This is a genomic window from Streptomyces sannanensis, assembly GCF_039536205.1.
Classification (GTDB): Bacteria; Actinomycetota; Actinomycetes; order Streptomycetales; family Streptomycetaceae; genus Streptomyces; species Streptomyces sannanensis.
Map to the genome: position 1 here is coordinate 2,895,806 of NZ_BAAAYL010000001.1, position 21,617 is coordinate 2,917,422.

A 21,617-nucleotide genomic window follows, 5' to 3' on the forward strand; every position below is an offset into this window, starting at 1 on the left:
TCGCCAGCCCGACAGCGTCGAGTAAGAACCTCGGATTCCGTAACGGTCGCACCGCTTGCCCCCGTCCCCATCATGCCCACTTCAAGTGGCGGGGCCAGGTTACAAGGCGGCAACCTGCTCAGGCACGAGTAATCGCGTCGCCGATCGCGAAACCCTTGGCGGGGCCGGAGGGGATGACTGCGTCGGTGCCGTACGGCACCCGGTGCTCGTCCTCGTACGTCGCCTTCTTGGGGTTGGGAGCAGTCAGCACGAGGACGGCGCCCTCCGCGTCGAAGTCGTCGATGATCACGTATACCGGGATGCCCGCGCGGGCGTATTCGCGACGCTTGCGGACCCGGTCGCGCTCGATGTTCCCGGAGCCGGGCGAAACGACCTCGATGACCTTGGCAACGCCTACGGCTTCGACGCCGAGGTCCTCCTCATCGGGGATCTCGTCCAGGTCGAGCGGCGCGACAAAGAGGTCCGGAATCCAGGACTTGCGGCGGTGAATGACGTTGATGTCCTGGTAAGCCGCGTAGTCACTGTCGGCCAGATGGGCGTCCAGCGCCCGGCGGAGACGGTTGATGACCACGCCATGGCGGCGACGACCGGTCGGCGACACTTCGATGGCTCCCTCGATGATCTCGGCGCGGTAGCCCTCGGGGAGCTCCAGGGCCTTCCACGTCTGCCACAGGAACTCGTCAAGTTCGGAGACCGGCTTGTCATCCGTCACCGGGATCACCTCATGCGCGAGAGCGGTCATCGAGAAGCACCTCCTCCGTCAGTGTGGGCGCGGGCACCAGGGCGGCACAAGCGACACCAGGACGCTACGCAGTCGTGGCGCCCCGGTGTGCGCATATGCCAATCGACCACGCGAAGGAGTGAGTCAGCTCGTCGGTTCCAGGAACTCCAGGCGGTTGCCCACCGGGTCCTCGGAGTAGAAGCGGCGGTGGCCCGGGAGGTTGTGGTCCCGGACCACCGTGGCGCCCTTGGACTCCGGGCGGGCCGCGTATGCCTCGATGTCCGTGACCCGCAGGCCCGGGTGGGCCTTCTTCGCGGGGCGGAAGTCGTCCTCGATGCCCAGGTGGAGCTGGACCGTACCGGCCGCGAACCAGCAGCCGCCGCGGGCGGCCAGGACCGGGGGCTTGGGGATCTCGGTCATGCCGAGGACGTCCACGTAGTACGCGCGGAGGGCGTCCTCGGAGCCCTCTGGGGCGGCGAGTTGGACGTGGTCGACGGCGGCGAGCATCAGAACGCGGCCTTCCTGGCGACGACGAAGACCCGGCGGAACGGGAAGACCGTGCCGTGGGGGGCCGGGGGGTATGCCTTGCGGAGCAGGTCGCGGTACTGGCCGAGGAATTCCTCGGTGGCTTCCGGGTCGTCGGCGAGGGCGGTGAGGACGGGGCGCAGGGCGGTTCCCTTGGTCCAGTCGAGGACCGGGTCCTCGCCGGGCAGCAACTGGAGGTAGGTGGTCTCCCAGACGTCGGATTCGCATCCGAGGTCGGCGAGGCGGTCGAGATAGTCGGCGGGTTCGAGGATGTGGACGAAGCGGCGGCCGTGGCCGGCCAGCCGGTCGCGCCACCGCGGGGTGGCGCAGAGTTCGCCGAGCAGGGCGTGGCTGGGGGAGGTGAAGTTCCCGGGGACCTGGAAGGCGAGGATGCCGCCCGGGGTGAGGCCGTCGAGCCAGGCGGCGAAGGACTCGGGGTGGCCGGGCACCCACTGCAGGGCGGCGTTGGAGACGATCAGGTCGTAGGGCTCGTCGGGGGTCCAGTGGGCGATGTCCGCGTACCGGAAGTCGAGCCGTCCGCCGCCGGGGGTGGGGCCGGCGTGGTGGCGCTCGGCCTGCTCCAGCATGTCGCGCGATATGTCGAAGCCGGTGATGCGGGCATCCGGCCAGCGGTCGGCGAGCAGGGCGGTGACATGGCCGGGGCCGCAGCCGAGGTCGGCCACGCGGGCGGGGCGGTCGCGGCTGGGCAGGGCGGGAATCCGCTGAAGAAGGTCCAGGAACGGGCGGGTGCGGAGTTCCGAGTGGCGCAGGTACTGCTGTGGATCCCAGGTAGGTGCGGAATGCATGTTCGAGCCCCCTTGCCGGCCGTGTGTACCCAAGCGGAACGGCGTTCCGGCCCGGACATGCCCAATCGTCCACAGAATATATCTTGACGTCAAGAGACTTCATGTCGACAGACCCTCTACACTGATCGTCATGGAGGACGAGGTCGACCGACTGGTAGCGGCATGGCGCCGGGAGCGCCCCGACCTCGACGTGGAACCGCTCGAGGTACTCAGCCGCGTCAGCAGACTGGCACGCCATCTCGACCGGGCCCGCAGGCTCGCGTTCTCCGAGCACAGTCTCGAACCCTGGGAGTTCGACGTGCTCACCTCGCTGCGCCGCGCGGGCGCGCCCTACCAGCTCTCTCCCGGCCAGTTGCTGACCCAGACGCTGGTCACCTCGGGCACGATGACCAACCGTATCGACCGGCTCGCCAAGAAGGGCCTGGTCGAGCGGCTGCCCGACCCCAGCGACCGGCGCGGGGTACTGGTCCGCCTCACCCCCGAGGGCCGCGACCGCGCCGACCAGGCGCTCTCCGGGCTGCTCGACCAGGAGCGGGCGATCCTCGCGGAACTGTCCCGGGCCCAGCGCGGTGAACTCGCCGGGCTGCTACGCCGGCTGACCGCCCCGTTCGACAACATCCCCGGCTAGGTCGACCGGGCCGACTCCGGCCCTGCGGGCCAGCGCCACCGCGGCCAGCGTGGAGTGCACGTCGAGCTTGCCGAGGACGTTCTGCATATGCGTACGGACCGTGTGCGGGGAGAGGAACAGCCGCTCGGCGACCGCCTTGCGGCCCAGTCCGGCCACCATGCAGCGCAGCACCTCGCGCTCGCGCGGGGTCAGCGACTCCACCAGTCGCTCGCTCTCGGTGCGGTGCCTGCGGGCCGCGGTCAGCTCGCGCAGTACGCCGGTGAGCAGGGCCGGCGGCAGATGCGTCTCGTCGCGGAGCACACCCCGGATGACCGCGAGCAGCCGCTGCAGGGAGCAGTCCTTGGCGACCCAGCCGGACGCCCCGGCCTGGAGCGCGAGGGCGGCCCGGCGCGGGTCGTCCTTCTCGGCGAGTACGACCGTACGGACCGTGGGCTGGGCGGAACGCACCCCTGCCACCAGGGAGATTCCGTCCACCGTGGGGGTCCCCCCTGCGTAGGGGGGTCCCCCCGCTCGAGCGAAGCCGAGAGTGGGGGAGAAGTCGAGAGCCTGGGAGACGTCCTCGCTGCCGTCGGCGGGAACCGGAACGGCGGCCGGCGCCGGGGTGGCACGCGCCGCGGCCACGGCCGTCGCGCCGAGGTCGGCGTCCACCAGCATCACGTCGAATCTGCGCCCCTCGGCGGCTCCGCGCTCCAGGCAGCGCAGCGCGGCCGGCCCGCTGCCCGCCGCGGCCACGTCGACGTCGGGCTCGGCCGCCAGAGCCGCGGCGAGCGACTCGGCGAAGATGCGATGATCGTCCACCACCAGAACCCGGATACGAACCACAGACACCCCCATGCGTCCGGAGCCGACGGCGCGGGTACGGCGCCCGGGATCGGGGTCACCGCAGAAGCACGGCCGCCGCCGTGCCGTTACTGCTACCCCCACCCCGAGCGTCGTACCCGACTGACTCGACCCCTGATCGGCACCGGCCCCCACCGGTGCTGTGCATCAGAGTAGGGCCGGACGCCGGGAGTGGAAGGCAATTTGCAGAACTGGGAGGCCGGGATGTGCACGGTGATCCTGGTGTGCCGGATCGCGACGGAAGTGGTCGACGGATCGGCGTATCGTTCCGTCGCTCAAACGCCCGACAGTGGCGGGCGGTTGTACGCACCCGGCTTCGCGCCGGGGCGCACGCCGTGCGCGCACCCGTCCCGCATCGCGGCGAGCAGCCCGGCACGCGCCGTGGCCCGTACGCGCCCGGGCTGGTGGGCACGGTCGGGGCGGACACGGTGACGGGAACGGCGGCACCAGGAGAAGGCGACGAAGCGCAGGACCGCGTCGTACGAGGAGTCCAGTGCGCGGCGGAGTCCTGTGCGCGCCACTCCGTCGGGCGCGCGGGTCCGGGGCGCACCACGTGGGGCGTCAGCTGCCCGATGCGCGGTCCAGCAGGCCCGTGCGGGCCGCCAGGGCCGCCGCCTCCAGGCGGGAGCCCACGCCCAGCTTCATCAGAACCCTCTGCACATGTGTACGGGCCGTGCTCGGGGCTATCCCCATCCCGGCCGCGATGAGACGAGTGTCCTCCCCGTCCGCGACCCGGACCAGTACCTCGACCTCGCGCGGGGTGAGCATGTGGAGCAGCCGCTGGCCCTCGTCGTCCGGCTCGACCGCCGGGTTCAGCAGTTCCGCGAACGCGCCGTGGAGCAACTGCGGCGCCACCGCCGCCTCGCCCGCGCGGGCCTTGATCATGGCGCGTTCGACGCCCTCGATGCGCTCGTCGTGGCGTACGTACCCGGACGCCCCGGCGGCGAAGGCCGCCGCTATCCCGCGCGGGCTGGGAACGGGGCCGAGGACGACCACCGCCACCTGGGGGCGCTCCCGCTTGATGCGGACGACCGGGTCGAAGGTGCCGGGCTCGGCCGGCGCCGCGGTCCCCAGCAGGCACACCTCAGGAGCCCTGCTGACCACCAGCTCCGCCGCCCCGGCCACCGGGGCCGCCGCGGCGAGTACCCGGTGCCCACGCAGTTTCAGTGCCGAGGCGAGCGCCTCGGCGAGCAATCGGTGGTCGTCGACCACCATGAGCCGCACGCCCATCGAGCAACCCCCATCCCCCAGGAGCTGGCCCCCCGGCCCTCCTGACCCGGCAAGCTACACGCTTGTTCGACGTTACGCGCCCTTTACCGGGCAGAAGCCCCCCAGAATGTCGAATTCTCCGCCATTCAGGTCCAGTTGGGGACCCGCGAGCGAAAACGGGGAGGCGCCGCCCGGTCCGGGCGGCGCCTCCCCGTGCCACGGGCGGAACCGGTCAGCCGGTGCCGAAGGCGACTGTCAGGTACTTGCCGTCGATGTCCGATCCGGTCGGTTCGCTGAGGAGGACCTGCGAGAAGTACAGGCGTCCGCCGCCGAAGCGGATCTCGGAGAACCTCGGCAGGAAGCGGCTCTCGGCACTCCGCGTGGCCTCGTCGGCCGGGTTCTCCATCAGCAGCGTCTCCTTGAGGGTGGTGCCGTCGATGGACACGACCTGGCCGCCCTTGTCGTACGGGGGCTTCTTGTACGCGATGACGTTGGGGCCGTCCATGCGGAGCGGGGTGACGATGTAGTCGTTTCCGGCGTCCGCCTTGCCGGGGACCGGCTTGCCGGTGGCCAGGTCGAAGGCGACGATCTCGTTCGTCTGGCTGTAGCTGTCGCCGGTGCCGTCGTGCTCCTCGGTCATGACGTAGAGCCGGTTGTTGCCCACGACCGCGCCGGAGCAGCTCTCGACCTCCAGTTGGCACTCTGCCCCGTACTTTTCGGCGTCGGCAGGGATCCTGGCGAGCAGCTTGCCGGTCTTGCCGTCGACCGAGAAGAAGTCCGAAATCTCGCTGCCGTCGCCCGCGGTCTCGCCGACGTCGGCGGCGACGACGAGCGGCTCGGTGGAGACGACGTGCGCGTACTTGACGCCGGCCGGCAGCTTGTACGTGGACAGGACCGCGCCCTTGGCCTTCGTGTCGAGCACCTGGACGGTGAGCTGCTCCTGGCCGAAGTCGCCGCACTTGCGCACCGCGACCAGCGCCTCACCGCCGGCGTAGCCCCTGTCCTGGCACTGGTCCGTGGACGCCTGCGGCTGCCACAGCGCGGCACCTGTGTTGACGTCCCATGCGGCACCGCCGTACAGGCCGCCGGCCGCGACCACGCCTGCGGCGACCGTGACCTCCTTGAAGTCGGCCTTGGTGTCGCCGTCGTTCACCGACTTCTGCCACAGCAGCTTGCCGGTGGTGAGGTCGAGCGCGGCGACCTCGGTGCAGCCCGGATACTTGTCGGCCTTGGTGGGCACCCTGGGCTGGAACACGATCGCCGTTCTGTCGTCGCTCGTGACATGGCGGGACGCGGCACACACCGGGCCCGGCAGCGGCGTCTTCCAGGCCTGGGTGCCCTTCACCGCGTCGTATCCGACGACCTCGTTGACACCGTTCTTCACATAGAGCGTGTCGGTCAGCCAGGAGCCCTCGATCGTGGTGGTGCCGGTGACCTTCGGGAGGGGCAGCTGGAAGAGCACCTTGGAGTTCACATCCGCCGGTGCCTTCTCCTTGGCGGGGCCGGGGCCGGCGGGGCCGTCGCCGCCCTTGTCGTCGCCGCCCTTTCCGGTCTCCGTCGAACCCGTCCTGGCCTGGTTTCCGGTGTCGTCCTTGCCGCTGGAGTACCAGACGCCCGTGCCGACGATCAGGGCAATGGCGACGACCGCCGCGATGATGATCGTCATCTGGGCCTTGGACTTCTTGCCGCCGCCGGGGCCGGCCGGCTGGGGCGGGATGTGCTGCGGCTGCATGGGCTGGGTCGGCGGCTGCTGCCCGTAGGGGCCGCCCTGCGGGGAGCCGTAAGCGGGCTGGTTCGGGTACCCGTACCCGGGCTGCCCGCCCGGCGGCGTCTGCGGATATCCGTACCCGGGCGCGGGGGCCTGCGGCTGCCCGTACCCCGGTGTGACCGGCGCCTGCGGACCTCCGAAGGCCGGCACGGCAGGCTGTGCCCGGCCCGGAGCGGGGGCCTGAGGGGGGCCAAAGGCCGACGGCGCCTGCGGCGGCTGCTGCCCGGGAGCGGCGTCAGCGGGCGCCGGCGTCTGCGGCGCGCCGAAGCCGCCGGGTGGGGGGTCCTGCGGCACGCCGAAACCTCCCGGTGGGGGGTCCTGCGGCACGCCGAAACCTCCCGGCGGGGGCTGCGCGGGCGGCTGGTTCGGCGGCGACGGCGGCTGAGTCATCGTGTTTCTACCTCGGAAGACGGTGAGTTGGGGGCGGCACTTACTTGCCGAAGGCCATCAGGGCCTTCTCCTCGGTGTCCTTCTTGCCGAGGATCATGGAGTTGAGGATGAAGAAGCGGCCGTCCACGTAGTCGATCCGCTTCGAGTGGAAGGTCTTCTCGATCCCGGCCGTCGACGCGGGGTTCTGGAGAACCGTCTTCGGGCTGCCGCCCGACGGGGCGATGCTCGTGACCGCTCCGCCCTTGCCGGCCGCCGGCTCCGTGTAGGCCAGGAGGTTCGCGCCCTCCATCTTCAGCGGCAGCATCGTGCGGCCCTCGTCGGCGGGGGAACGCCACTTCTCCTTGCCCGTGTCGAGGTCGAAGGCGACGATCTCGTTGGTGCGGGGCGAGGACCCCTTGGGCTTGGTCGGCAGATAAAGGGTGTTGCCGTCGGCAACCGCGCCGGTGCAGCCCTGAAGGCTGCGGTCGCTGAGCGCCCAGCCGCACTGGGGCTCGAAGCTGTCCTTGGTGGCGAGCTGGGAGCGGACCACGCCGGTGGAGGTGAGCGTGGAGATGTTCCACGCCTTCTTCTCCTCGTTGGTGAGGTACAGCACCACCGGGCTGACCGAGTAGACCCGTTCGACCTTCCAGCCCTTGGGGACCTCGAACGTCCACTTGGCCTTGCCCGTCGCCGGGTCGACCTCCTGCACCTGCTCGTATGCGTTGGGCTCGCCGTCGACGGTGCAGCCCGCCACGCCGACGAGCTTCTCGCCGCCCGCGAAGGCGTCGAACTTGCAGGCGCCCGGCATCTCGCCGAACAGCTTCCTGCCGTCGGTGACGGAGAAGGCGCTGGAGGTGCCCAAGCGGGAGGCGGTGACGGTGTCCCCCGCGATCGTCAGGTCCAACGAGGTCATGATGTCGAAGGTGTTCTCCTCCGGGATCTCCTTCTTCCAGCCGGCCTTCCCGGTGGTGAGGTCGATCTGCTGGAGCAGGCTGCACTCGCTGCTGCGGGTGTTGCCGTCCTTCACACCGATGACGATCTTTCCGTCGGCGGTGGGCTGCAGGGGCGCGGCGCAGACCGGCGTCGCCAGCGGCACGCTCCACTTCTGTTTGCCGTCTGCCGCGGAATAGCCGGTGACCTCGCGGAACATGGCCTTCACGACGGTGTCGCCGGAGAACCACGGGCCGTAGGTCTCGCCACCGCTCTCCGGCAGCGCGGTGTGGTTCATGTGCAGGTAGAGCACCTTCGCCTCGCCGGGCTTGCGGCCCGCGTTCAGGTCCTCGGCGGCCTTGCGGCCGTCACCGCTGCCGTCGCCCTGGTCGACCGAGGCGGAGCCGGTCGGTGTGGGCGCGTCGCTGCCGCCCGCGACGGGCTTCTTCGGGTCGTCGGCACCGCCGCTCGTGGCGAGCCAGACTCCGCAGCCGACGACGAGCAGGCCGGCCACGGCGGCCCCGATGATCGCGCCGGTCCTCCGTTTGAACGGCCCGTTCCCGCCGGCGGCCGTCGCGGGCGCGCCGGGGAACTGCTGCGGGGGGTACTGGCCGTACGGGCCGGACGGCTGCGCGTAGGGCCCGCCCTGCGGGTACCCGTGACCGGGCTGCCCACCCGGAGGGGTCTGCGCATATCCGTACCCGGGTACAGGCGCCTGTGGCTGCCCGTACCCCGGCGTGACCGGCGCCTGGCCGGGAGCGGCGTCGCCGGGCGGCTGCGGCGCGCCGAAGCCGCCCGGCGGGGGATTCTGCGGGGCGCCGAAGCCCGGGGCCTCGCCCGAGGGGTCCTGTGGAGCCCCGAAGCCTCCCTGCGGCGGGTACGGGCTGGGCGGCTGGGTCATCGGCGGCGTCCCCCTTCGGCAGGGTCCGCTGCCCGGCCGGCCTCCCCCGCGTTCCCGGCGGCCGACTTGCCTCCGTACGGAGGGGATTCGGAAATGGACCCCGCGGTTTCACATCGGTAAAGCGGGATTTCTTTCTATCACCGGGCCCCGTGACCGGACGGGCCGGTCCACCCCCTGTGCCCAAGGGAGAACCGGCCCGTGATGCGCTTGTTATGTCCCGGCACGCGCTCTTTACGCGTCCTCCGCAAGCTCCAGCCAGCGCATCTCCAGCTCCTCGCGCTCGCCCGCCAGCACCCGCAGCTCCGCGTCGAGTCCGGCCACCTTCTCGAAGTCCGTGGCGTTCTCCGCGATTTGGGCGTGCAGCTTGGATTCCTTGTCGGAGATCTTGTCCAGTTGCCGCTCGATCTTCTGGAGTTCCTTCTTCGCGGCGCGCACGCTTTGAGAAGACGCGGTGTCCGCGGGCTTGTCCTTCGCGGCCGCGGGCGCCGGTGCCGGGGCCGCGGCCTCGACCATCATCTGACGCCGTTCCAGGTACTCGTCGATGCCGCGCGGCAGCATCCGCAGCGCGCCGTCGCCGAGCAGCGCGAACACCCGGTCCGTGGTCCGCTCGACGAAGAAGCGGTCGTGGGAGATGACGACCATCGAGCCGGGCCAGCCGTCGAGGAGGTCCTCCAACTGGGTCAGCGTCTCGATGTCGAGGTCGTTGGTGGGCTCGTCGAGGAAGAGGACGTTCGGCTCGTCCATCAGCAGCCGCAGCAGCTGGAGCCGGCGCCGCTCACCACCCGACAGGTCACCGACCGGCGTCCACTGCTTCTCCTTGGCGAAGCCGAACTGCTCGCACAGCTGACCGGCCGTCATCTCCCGGCCCTTGCCGAGGTCGACCCGGTCACGGACCTGCTGGACGGCCTCCAGCACCCGTGTGGTGGGGTCGAGTTCGGCGACCTCCTGGGAGAGGTAGGCGAGCTTGACGGTCCTGCCGACGACGACCCGGCCCGCGGCGGGCTGCTTCTCCCCCTCCGTACGGGCCGCCTCGGCCAGCGCGCGCAGCAGCGAGGTCTTGCCGGCGCCGTTCACACCGACCAGGCCGATCCGGTCGCCGGGGCCGAGCTGCCAGGTCACGTGCTTCAGCAGCACCTTGGGGCCGGCCTGGACGGTGATGTTCTCCAGGTCGAAGACGGTCTTGCCGAGCCGGGCATTGGCGAACTTCATCAGCTCGGAGGTGTCGCGGGGCGGCGGCACGTCCGCGATGAGCGCGTTGGCCGCTTCGATGCGGAAGCGCGGCTTGGAGGTACGGGCCGGGGCGCCGCGGCGCAGCCAGGCCAGCTCCTTGCGGACCAGGTTCTGCCGCTTGGCCTCCTCCGTCGCGGCGATGCGCTCGCGCTCGGCGCGGGCGAAGACGTAGTCGGAGTAGCCGCCCTCGTACTCGTACACCGAGCCGCGCTGGACGTCCCACATGCGCGTACACACCTGGTCGAGGAACCAGCGGTCGTGCGTGACGCACACCAGCGCCGAGCGGCGCTCCCGGAGGTGCTTGGCCAGCCAGGCGATGCCCTCCACGTCGAGGTGGTTGGTCGGCTCGTCGAGGACGATCAGATCCGGCTCGCCGATGAGCAGCTTGGCGAGCGCGATCCGGCGGCGCTCGCCACCGGAGAGCGGGCCGATGACCGTGTCCAGGCCCTGCGGGAAGCCGGAGAGGTCGAGCCCGTCGAAGAGTCCGGTGAGCACATCGCGGATCCTGGCGTTGCCGGCCCACTCGTGATCGGCGAGGTCGCCGATCACCTCGTGCCGGATGGTGGCGGCGGGGTCGAGCGAGTCGTGCTGGGTGAGCACACCGAGCCGCAGCCCGCCGCTGTGCGTGACCCGGCCGCTGTCGGCCTCCTCCAGCTTGGCGAGCATCCGGATGAGGGTGGTCTTGCCGTCGCCGTTGCGGCCGACGACACCGATCCGGTCCCCCTCGGACACGCCGAGAGACACGCCGTCGAGCAGGGCACGCGTGCCGTACACCTTGCTGACGTCCTCGACATTGACCAGATTGACGGCCATCAACGCTCCTGGGAAGGGGATCGATCAGTCTCCCAGCGTAGTCGCCACGAACGACACCACCCGTGCCAGGCCGAGCGTCGCCCGTCGCACTCTTCGCGTACCCCCGCTCCGTCGTGGGCGAGGCGATCCGGTCGTCGTCCGCCCCGTCGGCTTCGGCGCGGAGACTCCGGCCTCCATGCCGGGGAGGTTCACGGCCGTCAACGATCAGGGTCGGGCCTGAGTACGTGTCGCGCCGGCCGGACTCAGAGCTCCTTCAGTGCGTCCGGCCTGATGTCGATGTCGTACGGGACCGTGGTCTTGAGCCGGTCGTGATACGTACCGGTGAGCGCGTAGCGTGATGCCACCCCGGTGGCCGCATCCGCAGCCCTCCGCGCCTCGTCATCCCACCACCGTCGCCCCTGCCGCCGGGGACGCGGCGACACGGGCGGCGCGGCAGGTGCCCGAGGCCAGCAGGGCCTCGGCGACGGCCCGGGCCGAGTCCGCGTCCTTGGCCAGGAAGGCCGTGGTGGGGCCCGAGCCGGAGACCAGGGCGGCGAGGGCGCCCGCCGCGGTGCCGGCGGACAGGGTGTCCGCCAGGGACGGGCGCAACGACAGGGCCGCGGGCTGGAGGTCGTTCGCCAGGGCGTCGGCGAGGGCGGCCGTGTCACCGGTGCGCAGGGCGTCCAGCAGGACCGGGGACGCCTCCGGCAGGGGGACGTCCGTGCCCTCGGTGAGGCGGTCGAACTCGCGGAAGACGACCGGCGTGGAGAGCCCGCCGTCCGCCACCGCGAACACCCAGTGGAAGGTGCCGCCGACCTCGAGGGGAGTCAGGAGCTCCCCCCGGCCGGTACCGAGGGCGGCGCCGCCGACCAGGCTGAAGGGGACGTCGCTGCCGAGTTCGGCGCAGATGGCGAGGAGTTCCTCGCGGGACGCCCCGGTGCCCCACAGCGCGTCGCACGCCAGCAGCGCGCCCGCGCCGTCGGCGCTGCCGCCCGCCATGCCGCCGGCGACCGGGATGTCCTTGGCGATGTGGATGTGGACGTCCGGCTCGATGCCGTGACGGCCGGCGAGCGCGATGGCCGCGCGCGCGGCGAGGTTCGTACGGTCCAGGGGGACCTGGTCCGCGTCGGGCCCGGAGCAGGTGATCCGCAGCTCGTCGGCCGGGGTGACGGTCACCTCGTCGTACAGGCCGACGGCGAGGAAGACATTGGCGAGGTCGTGGAACCCGTCGGGCCGGGCCGCGCCGACTGCGAGCTGGACGTTGACCTTGGCGGGGACTCGTACGGTGACGGAGCCGGACACGTGCGGGACCTCTCGGGAACGGGGCGGAAACGGACGGGTGCAACACCGCGACCGGGCCGGGCTGACTCACTGACAGGAGACATCGAAGCGGTCGGACGGACCGCACGGGCCCTCGGGGGACCGACTGCCGTGGCGGGGCGGAACGGGCCGCACGCATACCGCGCCCCGGCCCGACCGGCCCGGGGCGCGGAGGGTCAGAACGCGGATGCCGGTGCCGGCCGGTGTTCGGCGATCGCCGAGAAATCCTCGACCGTCAGGGACTCGCCCCGCGCCTGCGGGGAGACACCGGCCGCGACCAGCGCGGCCTCGGCCCCGGCGGCGGAGCCGGCCCAGCCGGCGAGCGCGGCACGCAGGGTCTTGCGGCGCTGCGCGAAGGCCGCGTCGACGACGGCGAAGACCTCGGCCTTGGTGGCGGTGGTCTTCGGCGGCTCGCGGCGGACCAGGGAGACGAGGCCGGAGTCGACGTTCGGGGCGGGCCAGAACACATTGCGGCCGATGGCGCCGGCGCGCTTGACCTCGGCATACCAGTTGGCCTTCACGGAGGGCACGCCGTACACCTTGTTGCCGGGCCGGGCGGCGAGCCGGTCGGCGACCTCGGCCTGGACCATCACCAGGGTCCGCTCGATGGTCGGGAAACGGTCGAGCATGTGGAGCAGGACCGGGACGGCCACGTTGTACGGGAGGTTGGCGACCAGCGCGGTCGGGGCGGGGCCCGGCAGCTCCTCGACACGCATGGCGTCGGAGTGGACGAGGGCGAAGCGGTCCTTCTTCGACGGCATGCGCGCGGCGATCGTCGACGGCAGCGCCGCGGCCAGGACGTCGTCGATCTCGACGGCCGTGACCCGGTCGGCGGCCTCCAGCAGGGCCAGGGTCAGCGAGCCGAGCCCGGGGCCGACCTCGACGACCACGTCGTCGGGACGGACCTCGGCCGTGCGGACGATCCGGCGGACGGTGTTGGCGTCGATGACGAAGTTCTGGCCACGCTGCTTGGTGGGGCGTACGCCCAGTGCTGCGGCGAGTTCGCGGATGTCGGCGGGGCCCAGGAGGGCGTCGGGCTCTGTGGTGCTCACCCGTAAAGCCTACGGCCGCAGTGCGGCCACGGACTCGACCCCCGCTGTACGTAGAGCTTCTTCGCCCGGTACGTCTGTTCCGCGACCGAGGCGTCCTGCGGCCGTCCACGGCCGCCGAGGGCGTGCCAGGTCCGGACGTCGAACTGGTACAGGCCGCCGTACCTCCCGGACGGATCGGCGGCGTGTGCCCGCCCGCCGGACTCGCACTGCGCGAGCGCGGTCCAGTTCAGGCCGTCCGCGCCGGAGACCGAGGGCGGCAGCGGTTTGGTGCCGATCTTCACCAGCTGGTGAACGGGCTCCAGGAGGACCTCCTCGCCGGTCCTGCGCGATTTCTGCCGGACACCGTTGACGGTCCGCAGGACGTATGTGACGCGGCGGCTGCCGCGCCGCCCGGCTCGTACGACGACCTCGGTGCCGGCGAAGAGGTCCGGGTCATGGGTCTTCTCGACGTCGAAGGGGATGGGTTCCTCGCGGACCTCCTCGCTGTCCCTGATCCGCATGACGGTGACGGTCTGGCCGTCGCGCGGGAAGCTGCCGGGCGGTACGGAGGTGGTGTCCAGTCCGCGCAGGGTGATCCCGGCCTGCTGGAGGGTCTCCCCCACGGTCGCGGCGTTCGTACGGACGGTGCGTTCGCGGCCGTCCACCATGAAGGTCACGGTGCGTTCGGTGCGTACGTCGAGGGCGAGGCCGGAGCGGGAGATCCGGGAGGAGCGCGAGACGGAGAGATACGTGCCCTCCCCGCGCACCCCGAGCCGGCGCAGCGCGCCCTCCACCGTGCCGGCGGTGGTCCACAGCCGGCGGCGCTGCCCGTCGATGGTGATGGTGACGGGGCGTCCGTAGCGGACGACGACCTCGTCGCCGCCGGTCAGGGGGGTGGCGGGGGCGGGGGCGACGAGGTCGTGGGCGCCGATGTCGATGCCCTCGTCGTCGAGGAACTCGGCGACATCGCCGGCGAAGGTGTGCACGGTGTGGGACTCGCCGCCGTCGACGGTGAGGCGGACGGCCTTGTCGTTGGCGACGAACGCCGAGGTGCCGCCGGCCAGAAAGGCGACGACCAGGGCCTGCGGCACGAGCCGCCGCAGATGCTCGGGCCGCTGGGCGGCCCGGTGCCGCCGAGCGGCCCTGCGCGTCTCCCGCCCATCGGTCCCCTCGTTCCGGGGGCCCGGTGCGGCGGGCGGGTCCGCGGCTGCCCGTCGGCCCGTGTGTGTCGGGGCCGTGTGCGGGTTCACGCTCGCCGGTGGAGGGGCGGGCGCTGCCGGCCTCGGTGCGGGGCGGGCACCCCGGGGGGCACGGTGACTGCGGCTGCTGCTCTGCGAAATGCTCACGAACGCTCCGTCCGGTCCGGTTCGGGCCGGGACACTAGCGGAGCGTTCGTCACTCTCCAAAGCGGCACGACAACGCTCTGTCATGAGCGAACAGAGCGAGTCGTTGTCGGTCAGTAACCGAAAGCGTGCGCCGTATTGGCCGAGATCGTCGCGGCCAGGGTGTCCGCCTCGACACCTCGCACCGCGGCCATGGCCCGTACCGTGACCGGGACGAGATACGGCGCATTGGGCCGCCCGCGATACGGGGCCGGGGTCAGGAAGGGCGCGTCGGTCTCGACGAGGACCAGCTCCGCGGGCGCGACGGCCAGCGCGTCGCGCAGGTGCTGGGCGTTCTTGAAGGTGACGTTGCCGGCGAAGGACATGAAGTATCCGGCCTCGGCGCAGGTCTTCGCCATCGCGGCGTCGCCGGAGTAGCAGTGGAAGACGGTGCGTTCGGGGGCGCCTTCCTCGGCCAGGATGCGCAGGACGTCCGCGTGCGCGTCGCGGTCGTGGATGACGAGCGCCTTGCCGTGCCGCTTGGCGATCTCGATATGGGCGCGGAAGGAACGTTCCTGGGCGGCCATGCCCTCGGGACCCGTACGGAAGTGGTCGAGCCCCGTCTCGCCGACGGCCCGTACGTGCGGAAGGGCGGCGAGCCGGTCGATCTCGGCGAGCGCCTCGTCGAGCGCGGCGTCCCCGCCGGGCATCCGGGCGCCCTGCCGCGACCAGCCATCGGGGTCGCCGAGAACGATCCGCGGTGCCTCGTTGGGGTGCAGGGCGACCGCGGCGTGCACGTTCTCGTGCATGGCGGCCGTCTCCGCCGCCCAGCGCGAGCCCTTGATGTCGCAGCCCACCTGGACCACGGTGGTGACGCCGACCGAGGCGGCCTTGGCGAGGGCCTCCTCGACGGTGTCGTGCTGCATGTCCAGGTGGGTGTGCGAATCGGCGACCGGCACTCCGAGCGGTACGGGCAGCGGCGGCGGGGCGTCCTTCGAGCTCATGAGGACGATCCTATGAGAGCCCGGTGACGCCGGGCCCTGACCTCAGGTGCGGTGCTTGCGGCCGCGCAGTACGTCGCCGAGGCGGCGACGCCGTTCGGGCCGGTCCCCGCCCTCGGTCTTCGCCTCCGGGACCGATGCGGGGACGGGCCCCGCGGCGGCACCCGTGGGGGGCGCCAGATGCTGACGGCGGAGCGACTCCACGAGGGAGGACACCTGACCGGCCCGCATGATGCGGATCTTGTGCCCGCCGCAGTTGAGGCAACTGAGCCGGTTCAGTGGGGACGGCACCTGCTGACCCTGCACGCGGTACACGAAGAAGGGCTGACCGCGGCCGTCTATGTGGTGCTCGATGTCGTAGGTCTGCTCCCAGGCGTGGCCGCACGTCACACATGCGAACGCGTAGGACTCCTGCACGGTCTCGGGCGGGGCGACCCGGACGGGCCGTGCTCCGCTCGGGGTGCCCGGTATTTCACTCATGCCAGCTCCTCCTGTCCACCACCCCTGCCACGCAGGCGGTGTGTATCCAGTGGACGCCTGTTCCGGCGGGAGCGCATCAGGCCTTCCGGCTAATTGGTGAGGATTTGGCCGCCACGTTCCGGAAGGCCTGAATGCACGGTCTGAGCTTTGCTTTTCACGATAGACCTTTACGCACTCATGGGCCCGTTCCAGCCGCTTTCTTTGCCGCCACCACCGCATCGAAGACCTCCCGTTTGGGTAGGCCTGCCTCGGCCGCAACCGCCGCGATGGCCTCCTTGCGCCGCTCCCCCGCCTCCTCGCGCACCCGGACCCTGCGCACCAGCTCCTCCGCGTCCAGTTCGCCGGGCCCGGGCGCGGGAGCGCCCTCGACGACGACGGTGATCTCGCCCCGTACGCCTTCCTTCGCCCATTCCGCGAGCTCGCCGAGCGGGCCGCGCTTCACTTCCTCGTAGGTCTTGGTCAGCTCCCGGCAGACGGCGGCCCGGCGCACGGAACCGAACACCTCGGCCATGGCCGCGAGGGTGTCGTCGAGACGGTGCGGGGCCTCGAAGTAGACGAGGGTGCGGCGCTCGCCGGCGACCTCCCGCAGCCTGCTCAGCCGCTCGCCCGCCTTGCGCGGCAGGAACCCCTCGAAGCAGAAGCGGTCCACCGGGAGCCCGGACAGCGCGAGCGCGGTGAGCACGGCGGACGGGCCGGGCACGGCCGTGACCCTGATGTCCTTCTCGACGGCGGCGGCGACCAGCCGGTAGCCGGGGTCGGAGACGGACGGCATGCCGGCGTCGGTGACCAGCAGCACACGCGCGCCGCCCTCCAGGGCCTCGACGAGTTCGGGGGTACGGGCCGCCTCGTTGCCCTCGAAGTACGACACCACACGCCCCCGGGTGTGCACGCCAAGCGCCTGGGTGAGCCGGCGCAGGCGCCGGGTGTCCTCGGCGGCCACCACGTCGGCGTTCTCCAGTTCTGTGGCGAGCCGGGGCGGCGCGTCCGCGATGTCGCCGATGGGGGTGCCTGCGAGTACGAGCGTTCCTGTCACCCCGCCATCCTCGCAGCAGCGTGGCAGCACTCGCACGGACACGTTCCCTACGATGGCGCGGTGACCAGTACAGCGTCTGAAACCCAGCAGGGACGAGCCGCGGGGGAACAGCCGCCCTCCTGGCAGCAGCGGCTGCGCCGGTTCGGCTACGCGCCCGGTACGCGCGCCGGCCTGCGCGAGCGGCTGGTACCGCCGTTCAACCGGCCCGGCGACCGGCTGTGGATGGTGCTGGGTGTGCCCCCGTTGATGGCGGAGCGCCTGGTGCGCTGGTCCGCGTGGGGCGGTCCGCTGCTGGTGGCACTGATCGCCGGGGTGCTGCGGTTCTGGCATCTGGGCAGCCCGGACGCGGTGATATTCGACGAGACGTACTACGCCAAGGACGCCTGGGCGCTGATCAACCAGGGCTACGAGGGCGACTGGCCGAAGAACATCGACAAGTCGATCCTCAGTGATCCGTCGGCCGTTCCCATCCCCACCGACCCCGGCTATGTGGTGCATCCACCGGTCGGCAAGTGGGTCATCGGGCTCGGCGAGAAGCTGTTCGGCTTCACCCCCTTCGGCTGGCGCTTCATGGTGGCCGTGCTCGGCACCCTGTCGGTGCTGATGCTGTGCCGGATCGGGCGGCGGATGTTCCGCTCGACGTTCCTGGGATGCCTGGCGGGTGCGCTGCTCGCCGTCGACGGGCTGCACTTCGTGATGAGCCGCACGGCGCTGCTGGACCAGGTGCTGTCCTTCTTCGTGGTGGCCGCCTTCGGCTGTCTGCTGATCGACCGGGACCGGGCCCGGGCCCGGCTGGCCGCCGCGCTTCCGGTGTCCGACGAGGGTGCGCTGCTGCCCGACGCCACGGTCGCGGAAACGCTGCGCCTGGGCCTGCGGCCATGGCGGCTGGCGGCGGGCGTCAGTCTGGGCCTGGCCTGCGCGACCAAGTGGAACGGCCTGTACATCCTGGCCGCCTTCGGCCTGCTGACGGTCGCCTGGGATGTGGGCGCCCGCCGCACGGCGGGCGCGGAGCGCCCGTACCGGGCGGTGTTCCGGCGGGATGTGCTGCCCGCGTTCGTCTCCACGGTGCCGGTGGCCCTGGCCACCTACCTGGTGTCGTGGTCGGGCTGGTTCTTCACGAAGGGCGGGTACTTCCGGGACTGGGCGGACAACCGCGCGGGCCTGTCGCCCGACCATGTGAAACTGCCCCTGTTCGGGGAAGTGGGGCTGCCCCAGTTCGACATGTCCTGGGTGCCCGCGGCGCTGCGCAGCTTCTGGCACTACGAGTCCGAGGTCTACAGCTTCCATGTGGGCCTCACCGACAATCACGCGTACGAATCCAACCCGTGGAGCTGGATCGTGCTCGGCCGCCCGGTGTCGTACTTCTACGAGTCCCCGAAGCCGGGCACGCACGGCTGCCCGCAGGGCGGCGGCGACTGCGCCCGCGAGGTCCTGGCCATCGGCACCCCGCTGCTGTGGTGGGCCGCCTGCTTCGCGCTCTGCTACGTGCTGTGGCGCTGGCTGTTCCGGCGTGACTGGCGGGCCGGGGCGATCGCCTGCGGCGTCGCGGCGGGCTGGGCCCCCTGGTTCCTCTACCAGGAGCGGACGATCTTCCTCTTCTACGCCGTCGTGTTCGTACCGTTCCTGTGCCTGGCGGTGGCGATGATGATCGGCGCGATCCTGGGGCCGCCCGGGGCAAGCGAGCGACGGCGGGCGGCCGGAGCGGTCGGCGCGGGCGTGCTGGTGCTGCTGATCATCTGGAATTTCATCTACTTCTGGCCGATCTACACAGGCCAGACGATTCCCATGGACGCCTGGCGGAACCGGATGTGGCTGGACACCTGGATCTAGCAAGTGAAACGCAGAAGAGGGCGCGACCGTCGGTCGCGCCCTCTTGGTCGTTGTCGGTGGTTCCCGGTGACCATTGGCGGCCCTTGGACGGCCCAGAGACGGCCCGGCGTCCGCCGCCCCGATTCCCCCCGTTGAACACCTCGGGCTGAACATCTGGATCTGACGACTGCGGCACAGCGCGCAGGGCGTCGGCCCGGGACCGGCTCCCACCGTGGGCTTGCCATGGTCGGGTTGCCACCCGAGACGGTTCTTGCGAGCCTGAAAACACCGTGGTCCACAGCGCCGGCCCGTCAGCCTGGACGCCTGCGAATCCTGAGGCCGAATACGTCCGACGGGCACTCGGAGGAGTACGCAGAATCATTCAGGACCAACGCCCGGAAAGGCAGTCAGCCTCAGCCGCCGTCGAGGGGCCGAGCGATTGCGAGGGGTGAAGATGAGACTGAAGAAGAGACTGCGATACGCCGTCGCGGCTGCGGTTCTGGCAACCCCGATGCTGGTCATGGGGACGGCACAGCCCGCTTCCGCGGCCACCTTTCACACGGTCACTCTCACCGGCGACATGCACGTATACAACTCGGCCGGGATTTTCAAATACGAGTCCACCGGCGATTTCCACTTCGAACGACATGTCACCCTGACCCACGACCACCCGGACGGCACGCTGAGCTATTGGGCATGCGAAGGCGGCGAGACCCGGGGCGTCCTGACCGTCGACCTGCATCTCAACCCCTGGGAAACGGTGACGATGGCGCCCAGGCTGCAGTTGTTCGAGGGGTCGAGCTGCAGCAGCGGTGACCTCGACGGTGAGCAGTACGGCCTGGAGCGCGGCTTCCTTCCCGGCGAGACACGGACGTGGTACCTGAAGGCCGTGAACGGCGAGATCCTGTCCGGCGACATGGCCAGCGTGAATTTCAAGCTGACGCATTCCACCAGCTCACTCGCGGAAGAGTACCCCCTTCCCAAACCTAGCCTCATAGAAAAATACCCGCCGCCCAGCCCGAATCTCATAGAGAAATACCCCCCGTCCGCTCAGGGATAGCCGTCGGCGGTCGCCACCGGAGCACCCCGCGGAATGGTGCGGGCTGTACGCACGGACGCCCAGCGATGGCTGGATGCGCGGGTTCGAGCGCACCGCGTGTCACACCCGTCCCGTAGAGTTACAGCCCTCGTGGGGAGGGGCTGTCATGCGCAGTGGAGCGAAGGTCGCGATTGTCGGTGGGGTGTTCGCGGTGGTGGCCGGGGGGATCGGCTACGGCGCGTACAACGTGGTCGACGCGGTGACCGGTACGGGTACGCGGGCGGGCAGCTCGACGGTGAAGACCGGGCCGCCGAGCGCCGACGAGGTGCGTGAGACCGTCAAGGGCTTCCTCGACGCCTGGGCGGCGGGCGATGAGCGCGCCGCAGCCGAGCTCACCGACAACGCCGCCGAGGCGCAGCCCGCGATCGCCGGCTACCGCGAGGACGCGCACATCACGAAGGCGACGTTCACGACGGGCACGGCCGTGGGCGCGAAGGTGCCGTTCAGGGTCACCGCCCAGGTCACGTACGAAGGGCGGAGCAAGCCCTGGGAGTACGAGTCGGAGCTCACCGTCGTACGCGGCGCGACGACCGGCAAGGCCCTGGTGGACTGGCAGCCGACGGTCGTCCACCCGGACCTGAGGAAGGGCGAACGGCTGATGACGGGCCCGGCCTCGGCGCCGCCCGTCAAGGCCCTGGACCGCGACGGCGTGGAGCTCACCAGGGAGAAGTACCCCTCGCTCGGGCCGGTGCTGGACGGGCTCCGCGAGAAGTACGGGCAGAGTGCGGGCGGAGAGTCCGGTGTCGAGCTGGTCATCGACGGTGGGGACGGCGGGGCCCCCGACCGGTCGCTGCTCACCCTCACCGAGGGCAAACCGGGCGAGCTGCGCACCACGCTCGACGCGAAGGTCCAGGCTGCCGCCGAACGGGCCGTGAAGCGGTACGACCAGGCGTCGGTCGTCGCGATCCAGCCGAGTACGGGCAAGATACGGGCCGTCGCCAACAACCGTGACGACGGCTTCAATGCGGCCATGCAGGGCACGCTGGCTCCGGGGTCGACGATGAAGATCGTCACGGCCGCGATGCTCATGGAGAAGGGACTGGTGGCCGCGGACAAGCCGGCCGAGTGCCCGCCGGAGGCCATATGGGGCGGCCGGGCCTTCACCAACCTCAAGGGCTTCTCCCTCCCCGAAGGAACGACCTTCGCCCGCAGCTTCGCCAAGTCCTGCAACACGGCCTTCATCAAGCTCATCGACGACACCAAGGACGAGTCCGCGCTCTCGAAGGAGGCGACGGAGGTCTTCGGTATCGGCCTGGACTGGAAGACCGGAATCGCCTCCTTCGACGGCAGAGTGCCGGAGACGACGGGCGCCGACGCCGCTGCCGCGTACATCGGGCAGGGCCAGGTCCAGATGAACCCGCTCAACATCGCGTCCATCACCGCGACGGCGAAGTCGGGTGTCTTCAAGCAGCCGATCCTGGTCTCCGCGGAGCTCGACGACCGGCCCATCGCCCGAGCGGCGCGGCGGCTTCCGGACTCCGTGGCCCGGCAGCTGCGCGACATGATGCGGCTCACCGCGACCAGCGGCACCGGCGCCACCGCCATGGCCGGCCTCGGCGGCGACAAAGGCGCGAAGACCGGCTCCGCGGAGGTCGACGGAAAGGCCGCGTCCGACAGCTGGTTCACCGGATTCCGTGACGACCTGGCGGCGGCCGCAGTCGTCCAGTCCGGCGGCCACGGCGGCGACGCGGCGGGCCCGGTGGTGGCGACGGTACTGGGCGCGGGCTGACGTAGCCCGGCCTGCCGGACGTGGAACGGCGACACGGGTCGCGCACTCGCAACCGTGCCGCAGAGTGAAACGTG

The 21,617-nt window shown here is 71.1% G+C and carries 19 protein-coding genes; 4 read left to right on the plus strand and 15 right to left on the minus strand.

The features are described 5' to 3' along the window. Positions 1 to 118 precede the first annotated feature (118 nt). The 3 genes from ABD858_RS13535 to ABD858_RS13545 form a co-directional block, all read right to left on the minus strand. Positions 119 to 742, minus strand: a complete 624-nt coding sequence (locus ABD858_RS13535; RefSeq protein ID WP_345037026.1) for a Uma2 family endonuclease — start codon at positions 740 to 742, stop codon at positions 119 to 121. Positions 743 to 865: 123 nt separating this feature from the next. Next, entirely contained in the window at positions 866 to 1,228 is a 363-nt protein-coding gene (locus ABD858_RS13540; protein ID WP_345037027.1) for a VOC family protein, read from the minus strand. Next, a complete protein-coding gene (locus ABD858_RS13545; protein WP_345037028.1) occupies positions 1,228 to 2,052 on the minus strand; it encodes a trans-aconitate 2-methyltransferase in 825 nt (274 codons plus the stop codon). The genes ABD858_RS13540 and ABD858_RS13545 overlap by 1 nt, the downstream gene beginning before the upstream one ends. Positions 2,053 to 2,182: 130 nt before the next feature. Between ABD858_RS13545 and ABD858_RS13550 the strand changes: the two genes are divergently transcribed. Further along, entirely contained in the window at positions 2,183 to 2,680 is a 498-nt protein-coding gene (locus tag ABD858_RS13550) for a MarR family winged helix-turn-helix transcriptional regulator (protein ID WP_345037030.1), read from the plus strand. Here the strand turns inward: ABD858_RS13550 and ABD858_RS13555 are convergent. The 12 genes from ABD858_RS13555 to rsmI all read right to left on the minus strand — a co-directional run bounded on the left by ABD858_RS13555 (position 2,639) and on the right by rsmI (position 16,906). Further along, complete coding sequence (locus ABD858_RS13555) at positions 2,639 to 3,514, minus strand: LuxR C-terminal-related transcriptional regulator (protein WP_345037033.1); 876 nt, start codon at positions 3,512 to 3,514, stop codon at positions 2,639 to 2,641. The genes ABD858_RS13550 and ABD858_RS13555 overlap by 42 nt on opposite strands. Before the next feature lie 281 nt (positions 3,515 to 3,795). After that, positions 3,796 to 4,041, minus strand: coding sequence for a hypothetical protein (locus ABD858_RS13560; RefSeq protein ID WP_345037035.1), 246 nt, complete (start codon positions 4,039 to 4,041; stop codon positions 3,796 to 3,798). 40 nt (positions 4,042 to 4,081) lie between these two features. Then, positions 4,082 to 4,750: a helix-turn-helix transcriptional regulator gene (locus ABD858_RS13565; protein WP_345037038.1), complete on the minus strand. Its 669-nt coding sequence runs from the start codon at positions 4,748 to 4,750 to the stop codon at positions 4,082 to 4,084. A gap of 211 nt (positions 4,751 to 4,961) precedes the next feature. Then, complete coding sequence (locus tag ABD858_RS13570) at positions 4,962 to 6,887, minus strand: outer membrane protein assembly factor BamB family protein (RefSeq protein WP_345037040.1); 1,926 nt, start codon at positions 6,885 to 6,887, stop codon at positions 4,962 to 4,964. A gap of 40 nt (positions 6,888 to 6,927) precedes the next feature. After that, positions 6,928 to 8,697 carry an outer membrane protein assembly factor BamB family protein gene (locus ABD858_RS13575; RefSeq protein ID WP_345037042.1) on the minus strand — a complete coding sequence of 590 codons (1,770 nt, stop codon included), beginning with the start codon at positions 8,695 to 8,697 and terminating at the stop codon, positions 6,928 to 6,930. 231 nt (positions 8,698 to 8,928) lie between these two features. After that, complete coding sequence (locus tag ABD858_RS13580; RefSeq protein WP_345037044.1) at positions 8,929 to 10,740, minus strand: ABC-F family ATP-binding cassette domain-containing protein; 1,812 nt, start codon at positions 10,738 to 10,740, stop codon at positions 8,929 to 8,931. A gap of 378 nt (positions 10,741 to 11,118) precedes the next feature. After that, positions 11,119 to 12,021, minus strand: a complete 903-nt coding sequence (locus ABD858_RS13585) for a 4-(cytidine 5'-diphospho)-2-C-methyl-D-erythritol kinase (protein ID WP_345037047.1) — start codon at positions 12,019 to 12,021, stop codon at positions 11,119 to 11,121. 194 nt (positions 12,022 to 12,215) lie between these two features. Beyond that, positions 12,216 to 13,091 carry a 16S rRNA (adenine(1518)-N(6)/adenine(1519)-N(6))-dimethyltransferase RsmA gene (gene rsmA / locus ABD858_RS13590; RefSeq protein WP_345037049.1) on the minus strand — a complete coding sequence of 292 codons (876 nt, stop codon included), beginning with the start codon at positions 13,089 to 13,091 and terminating at the stop codon, positions 12,216 to 12,218. Continuing rightward, positions 13,088 to 14,500, minus strand: coding sequence for a resuscitation-promoting factor (locus ABD858_RS13595; protein WP_425586193.1), 1,413 nt, complete (start codon positions 14,498 to 14,500; stop codon positions 13,088 to 13,090). Before ABD858_RS13595 ends, rsmA begins: the two co-directional genes overlap by 4 nt. Positions 14,501 to 14,526: 26 nt before the next feature. Next, positions 14,527 to 15,396, minus strand: a complete 870-nt coding sequence (locus ABD858_RS13600; protein WP_345037053.1) for a TatD family hydrolase — start codon at positions 15,394 to 15,396, stop codon at positions 14,527 to 14,529. Between the two features lie 42 nt (positions 15,397 to 15,438). Next, on the minus strand, positions 15,439 to 15,873 hold the full coding sequence (locus ABD858_RS13605) for a hypothetical protein (RefSeq protein WP_345037056.1): 435 nt from the start codon (positions 15,871 to 15,873) through the stop codon (positions 15,439 to 15,441). 175 nt (positions 15,874 to 16,048) lie between these two features. Further along, a complete protein-coding gene (gene rsmI, locus ABD858_RS13610) occupies positions 16,049 to 16,906 on the minus strand; it encodes a 16S rRNA (cytidine(1402)-2'-O)-methyltransferase (protein WP_345037058.1) in 858 nt (285 codons plus the stop codon). Between the two features lie 60 nt (positions 16,907 to 16,966). Between rsmI and ABD858_RS13615 the strand changes: the two genes are divergently transcribed. From ABD858_RS13615 to ABD858_RS13625, 3 genes are all read left to right on the plus strand, one after another. Further along, positions 16,967 to 18,736, plus strand: coding sequence for a dolichyl-phosphate-mannose--protein mannosyltransferase (locus ABD858_RS13615; RefSeq protein WP_345037060.1), 1,770 nt, complete (start codon positions 16,967 to 16,969; stop codon positions 18,734 to 18,736). 433 nt (positions 18,737 to 19,169) lie between these two features. Next, on the plus strand, positions 19,170 to 19,775 hold the full coding sequence (locus ABD858_RS13620; RefSeq protein WP_345037062.1) for a hypothetical protein: 606 nt from the start codon (positions 19,170 to 19,172) through the stop codon (positions 19,773 to 19,775). Between the two features lie 145 nt (positions 19,776 to 19,920). Beyond that, the gene (locus tag ABD858_RS13625; protein ID WP_345037064.1) at positions 19,921 to 21,543 is read left to right on the plus strand and encodes a penicillin-binding transpeptidase domain-containing protein; all 1,623 of its coding nucleotides are present in this window, start codon (positions 19,921 to 19,923) and stop codon (positions 21,541 to 21,543) included. Positions 21,544 to 21,617: the final 74 nt, after the last annotated feature.